The sequence below is a fragment of the Quisquiliibacterium sp. genome (assembly GCF_982640115.1).
The window spans coordinates 1-5823 of sequence record NZ_CEXFHW010000214.1 but is presented as its reverse complement, the minus strand read 5'-3'; the positions used below and the strand labels follow the sequence as shown (position 1 = coordinate 5823).

Annotated in this window: 5 protein-coding genes; 4 read left to right on the top strand and 1 reads right to left on the bottom strand. The window is 71.8% G+C overall.

Annotated elements, in window-relative coordinates; all coding sequences use genetic code 11:
* Positions 1–63: 63 nt before the first annotated feature.
* Positions 64–396, bottom strand: coding sequence for a hypothetical protein (locus AC2H6A_RS17345; protein ID WP_484274971.1), 333 nt, complete (start codon positions 394–396; stop codon positions 64–66).
* A 130-nt stretch (positions 397–526) separates the two neighbouring features.
* Between AC2H6A_RS17345 and AC2H6A_RS17340 the strand changes: the two genes are divergently transcribed.
* From AC2H6A_RS17340 to AC2H6A_RS17325, 4 genes are all read left to right on the top strand, one after another.
* Entirely contained in the window at positions 527–2848 is a 2322-nt protein-coding gene (locus AC2H6A_RS17340; protein ID WP_484274970.1) for an acyl-CoA dehydrogenase family protein, read from the top strand.
* 89 nt (positions 2849–2937) lie between these two features.
* Positions 2938–3630: a TetR/AcrR family transcriptional regulator gene (locus AC2H6A_RS17335; protein ID WP_484274969.1), complete on the top strand. Its 693-nt coding sequence runs from the start codon at positions 2938–2940 to the stop codon at positions 3628–3630.
* Between the two features lie 34 nt (positions 3631–3664).
* Positions 3665–5062: an efflux transporter outer membrane subunit gene (locus AC2H6A_RS17330; protein WP_484274968.1), complete on the top strand. Its 1398-nt coding sequence runs from the start codon at positions 3665–3667 to the stop codon at positions 5060–5062.
* A 136-nt stretch (positions 5063–5198) separates the two neighbouring features.
* Positions 5199–5823, top strand: a 625-nt coding sequence (locus tag AC2H6A_RS17325) for an efflux RND transporter periplasmic adaptor subunit (RefSeq protein WP_484274967.1), incomplete at its 3' end; no start/stop codon positions are given.

Below are 5823 nucleotides of genomic sequence, written 5' to 3'. Positions count from 1 at the left end.
CAAGTAGGCGTGATCGCCGGGCGCGCCCCTCGGGTGCGCCCGGCCGCAGTGACCGCCGGCCGCTCAGCGTGCAGGGCTGCCGCGGGCGGCCGTGATCGCCTGGCGCGCCCTGGCCTCCGCGGCCAGCGCGCTGTCCAGATCCTGACGGCAGAGGCCGGCATGCGCGTACTGCAGGTTTTCCCAGAGTTCGGCGGCGGCCGGCAGCCTGCCGAGCACCGCCTCCAGCGCTGCCGGGTCAGGCTCGGCGAGCATGGCCACCGAAAGGCGCCTGGCCACATCCCGGTACTGGTGGGGGTCGATCGGTGTGGGCGAACGCTCCAGGCGTTCCAGCAGATGCGCCAGAACGGCCAGAGCGGTGGGCTGCGCGGTGCGGCGCGCGGTCTTGGAATCCTTCATGACGGCCTCGGGTGGATGTCCACGGTAGAGTTGCCGAGATGAGGGCGGCGGGTTGGCGCTTCAAGGCTCGACCTCCCTTCGTTCATTCACGCGGCCCGCGCGGCCCGTCCATTCCTGCAGAGAGAACGCGATGAACTTTCAGCTCACCGACGAACAGATCCTGCTGCGCGACAGCGCCAACCGCTGGGTCAGTGACCAGATCTCGACGGCATCGGGTGCCGGCTGGAAGGAGCGCTGGCAGGCCATGGCCGGCTTCGGCTGGCTGGGCATGACCTTGCCCGTCGAGCAGGACGGTCTCGGCCAGGGTCTGGCCGATGCCTGTGTGCTCTGCGAGGCCCTGGGCGCGGGGCCCATTGCCACGCCCTATCTGCCAGCCGTGCTGATCGCCGCCGACGTGCTCGCGAGCGCCGGCAGCCAGGTGCAGCGCGGCCGCTGGCTGCCCGCGCTCGGTGATGGGTCTGCCCTGCTGGTGCCGGCGCTCTCCGGGCCGCAAGGCGATGCGCCTGCCGTGCATGCGCGGCGTGTGGGGCAGGGCTGGAAGCTTTCGGGCGAGCACCGGGTGGTGCCGGCGGGTGACGCGGCCGATGCCTGGCTGGTCGGCGCGGCCGATCCCGACGGTCAGCTTCAGCTCTTCCTGGTGCCGCGCGGCAGCGCCGGGCTGAAGGTAACGGCCATGGCCAGCGTCGATGGCCTGGGCGCCTGCGCGCTGCGTTTCGAGGGCGCCACCCTCGAGGACGAGTCCCGGCTGCCGGGTGACGTCGCGGTCGCTCTGGCGCGGGCGCGTGACCGGGCCGCGGTGGCGGCCTGCGCCGAGGCGGTTGGCGCCATGCAGGTCATGCTGCAGGCCACCGTGGCCTACACCCGCACCCGGGAGCAGTTCGGCAAGCCGCTGTCGGCCAATCAGGTCCTGCGCCACCGGATGGCCGACATGGCCGTGGCGGTCGAGGAATCACGCTCGCTCACCCTCGGCAGCATCGATCGCCTGGAGCGCGCCGAGCGCGAGGGCGATGCGGCCGGCCGGGCACTGGCCGCGGCCATCGCCCGGGCCAAGGTCGCTGCGGCCGCCCGCAAGGTGGCCGAGGATGCCATCCAGCTGCACGGCGGCATGGGCGTCACCGAGGAGCTGAACATGGGCCGCTACCTGCGTCGCCTGCTGGCGATCGATGCGGTGCATGGAGGGGCCGAGAGCCAGCTGCGTCGGCATGCGGTCCTGCGTGCGCAGGTACGAGCCGATCTCGCCGCCGGCCGGGCGCTGCCCGGCGAGGTGGAGCCGCTGCCCTTCGACGAACCCGGCCTGGACGCTTTCCGCGATGAGGTCCGCACCTTCCTGCTGCAGGAGCTCGACCCCGATCTGGTGCGGGCCGCCCGCCTGAACACCTCGGTGTTCTCCGACAAGGACATCGGCCTGCGCTGGCACCGCAAGCTCCACCAGCGCGGCTGGGTGGCGCCGGCCTGGCCCCAGGAGCATGGCGGCACCGGCTGGTCGCTGGCCCGGCGCTGGGTCTTCGAGACCGAGTGCGCGGTGGCCGGCGCGCCGGGTCTTTCGCCCCTGGGCCTGCGCATGGCCGGGCCGGTGATCATGCACTTCGGCACGCCCGAGCAGAAGGCGCACTATCTGCCGCGGATTCTTGCCGGCGATGACTACTGGTGCCAGGGCTACTCCGAGCCGGGCTCGGGTTCCGATCTGGCCTCGCTCAAGACCCGCGCGGTGCGCGACGGCGACCACTATGTGGTCAACGGCAGCAAGATCTGGACGACCCATGCGCACCTCGCCAACCGCATGTTCGCGCTCGTGCGCACCGGCGAGACCGGCGCTCGAAAGCAGGAGGGCATCAGCTTCCTGCTGATCGACATGGCCAGCCCCGGGATCACGGTGCGTCCGATCCGCAGCGCCAGCGGCGACCATGAAGTCAACCAGGTGTTCTTCGACGATGTGCGGGTGCCGGTTTCCTGCCGCGTCGGCGAGGAAGGGCAGGGCTGGACCATCGCCAAGTACCTGCTCGAGTTCGAACGCGGCGGGGCGATTTCCGCCGGTCGTCTGCGGGCCGCGCTCGAACGCCTCGAGCGGGTGATTCCCGAGGGGGCACTCGACGACCCCGACCTGTCGATCGCACTGTCGGCCATCGAGGTCGACATCCGCGCGCTCGAGATGACCGAGCTGCGGGTGATGTCCAGCCTGCGCCTCGGACAGAACCCGGGCAGCGTGTCCTCGCTGCTCAAGCTGCGCTGGAGCGAAATCCACCAGTCGATCACGCGTCTGGGTGTGCGGCTGCTCGGGCCCGAGGCCCTGGTCTGGGAGGACATCCGGCCGCTGCACCTGGCCGAGGAAGGGCCGCTTGCCGATGACGCCCGGCCGGTGCTCGCCGGCTACCTGAACGCACGGGCGTACACCATCTTTGGCGGCACCTCCGAGATCCAGCGCGAAATCATCGCCCGCGAGACAGTCGGCTGAAAGCCCTCATCCAAACGCTTGTTTGAATTCAAACAAGCGTTTTTTCGGGATAGAGTTCGGTCTGGCACCGTTTCGGGTGCCGGACTGTCATGCCCGATTCCCGCACATCTCTGCGCTCCGCCCCCGGGCGCGCGGCCAGGCCGGCCGACGAGCCCCCGCCTGGCAACGCCCGCCAGCGCCTGCTCGCCGCCGGCCTTGACCTGTTCGCCGACAAGGGCTTCCGGGCCACTTCGGTGCGTGAGCTCGCGCGTGCGGCTGGCGTGAATGTGGCGGCGATCAGCTATCACTTCGGCGACAAGGCGGCGCTCTACCGCGAGATTTTCAGCGCCTCGATGCGCGATCAGCTGCCCGGCAGCGCGATGCCGCTCGATGCGATGGGGTTTCGCGAGGCGATCGTCGCGTTCTATCGCGGCTTCCTGGAGCCGCTCAAGGCAGGCCCGCAGGCAGCGGCCATGGCGCGCCTGCATTACCGTGAGTACTTCGAGCCCACCGGGGTCTGGCAGGAGGTCCTCGAACGCGAGGTGCGCCCGCAATTCGAACTGCTGCTGCGGCTGCTTCAGCGCGAGCTCGGCCTGGCTCGCGCTGATCGTGACCTGCAGCGCCTGGCCCTGGCGATCGTCGCCATGGCGGTCCATCCCTTCAGCTGTCGTGATGAGGTCCAGGCACTGGCGCCAGCGGTCATCGACAGCCCCCGCAACATCGATCTGCTCGCGCAGCGCCTGGCGGGCTATGCCTGCGCGATCGTTGCCGATGAGCGCCTGCGCCGGGGAGAGCGGTCATGACGGGAGCACGGCGCCTGAGCCGGGAGGAGCATTCATGAGTCTTGCACGGCAGCTGCTCGGGCTGGCTTTGCTGGCGCTCGCGGCAGGCTGCACCACGCCCGCGGGCCTCGAGCCCCGGCCGCGTCAGGCGGTCTCGCCCATGCCACCCGACTGGGTGGCGCAACGCCCGCATGGCGCCAGTGCGCTCGAGCTGTCGCGGTGGTGGTCGGGCTTCAGGGATCCAACCCTGGTCTGGCTGATCGAGGCGGCGCAGGGCGAGAGTGCCAGCATCGCCCAGGCGGGCGCACGCATCGCCGAGGCCCGCGAAGCGCTCGCCCGCGCCGGTGGTGCACGGCTGCCCTCGCTCGATGCCGCCCTGTCGCGCACCCGCGGCCCGGTGAGCTTTGGCGGCGCGCCATTTCTGCGCACCCAGGACCTGCTGCAGTTCCAGTCGTCCTGGGAGATCGACCTGTTTGGCGGGCTGGCCGCGGGTCGTCAGGCCGAACAGGCGCGTCTGGCGGCGCGTACCGCCGGCTGGCACGAGGCCCGGGTGGCGGTGGCCGCCGAGGTGGCGACGGCTTATGTGGCGCTGCGTGGCTGCGAGTCTCAGGCTGTGCTCGAGCGGCAGACGCTGGCCTCGCGGCGCGACACCGAGCAGCTGAGCCGTGTCGCGTTCTCGGCCGGATTGCAGGCGGCCGATGCCGCCTTGCTCGCCCGCACGCAGACCGCCGATCAGACCGCCCGGCTGCAGGCCCGTCTGGCCGAATGCGATCTCTCGATCAAGGCGCTGGTCGCGCTCACCGGGAGCGCCGAGCCGGCCCTTCGCGAGCGGCTCGGTCAGGCGCCACCCGGGCTGCCAATGCCCGCCGCGTTCACGGTGGAGAGTCTGCCGGTGCAACTGCTCGCGCAGCGGCCCGATCTGGCCGCAGCGGAGGCGGAACTCGTCGCCGCGGGTGGCGACATCGGTGCGGCCGAGTCGCGCCGCTGGCCCCGGCTGGCCCTGAGCGGCGCGATCGGCCCGCTGCGCTTCGAGGCAAGCGGCATCAGCCTGAGCACCACCAACTGGTCATTCGGTCCGACCCTCAGCCTGCCGCTCTTTGACAACGGCGCGCGCAACGCGGCCGTCGACAGCGCCCGCGCCCGGCAGGTTGCCGCCGAGGCGCGTTACCGGCAGGCCGTGCGCCAGGCCGTGCGCGAGGTTGAGGAGGCAATGGTCCGGCTGGCCAGCCTCGGCCAGCGCGCCGATGAGGCCGAGCGTGCGCTCGAGGGCTATCGCGTGCTGCGCGATGCCGCCCGCGTGCGTCGAGAGGCGGGCCTTGGGAATGCCTTCGAGCTCGAGGAAGCCAACCGGCTCTGGCTGCAGTCTCAGGCCGGCCTGCTCGCCTTGCGCCAGGAGCGGGTGCTGGCCTGGGTTGCCCTGTATCGCGCCCTCGGCGGAGGCTGGAGCCCATGACCTGCCTGCCAGCGCCGGGCGCGGGTCATGCCCGTTCCAGGCCCCGCGCCACTCCCAGTCACGAGCTCGCCCACGGCGGAGATCGACCCCGATGACATTGCCTGTACAAGCCCCAGCGCGTGCCGGGCGGCTGCTGTTGATCGCAGTCGCCCTGGCGGCGGCAGCCCCCGCCGCGCGCGCCCAGTCACCCGACGCCGCAACCAAGGCCGCAACCGCCTCTGCCACGGCCACCGCCGCCCGACCGGCGCTGGTGGTGAGCGTCGCCGCCCCTGAACGCGGCGAGCTGGCCGAACGGCTCAGCGCCAACGGCAGCATCGCCGCCTGGCAGGAAGCCTCGGTCGGAGCCGAGATCGCCGGCCTGCGTCTCGCTGAGGTGCTGGTCGAGGTCGGCGACAAGGTCCAGCGCGGGCAACTGCTGGCGCGGTTCGCCGCCGAGGCGGTCGAGACCGATCTGGCCGTTGCCGAGGCCGGGCTGGCTCAGGCAAAGGCCGCGCTCGCCGAGGCGCAGGCCAATGCCGCCCGGGCCCGGCAGGTTCAGGACAGCGGGGTGCTCAGCAACCAGCAGATCACCCAGTACCTCACCGGCGAGGCCACCGCGGCCGCCCAGCTCCAGGCCGCGCAGGCCCAGGTGGCCCTGCAGCGGCTGCGTCTGTCGCAGACCCGGGTGCTCGCGCCCGATGACGGGCTGATCTCGGCGCGCAGCGCCACCCTCGGCGCGGTGGCCGCGCCCGGGCAGGAGCTCTTCCGGCTGGTGCGACGCG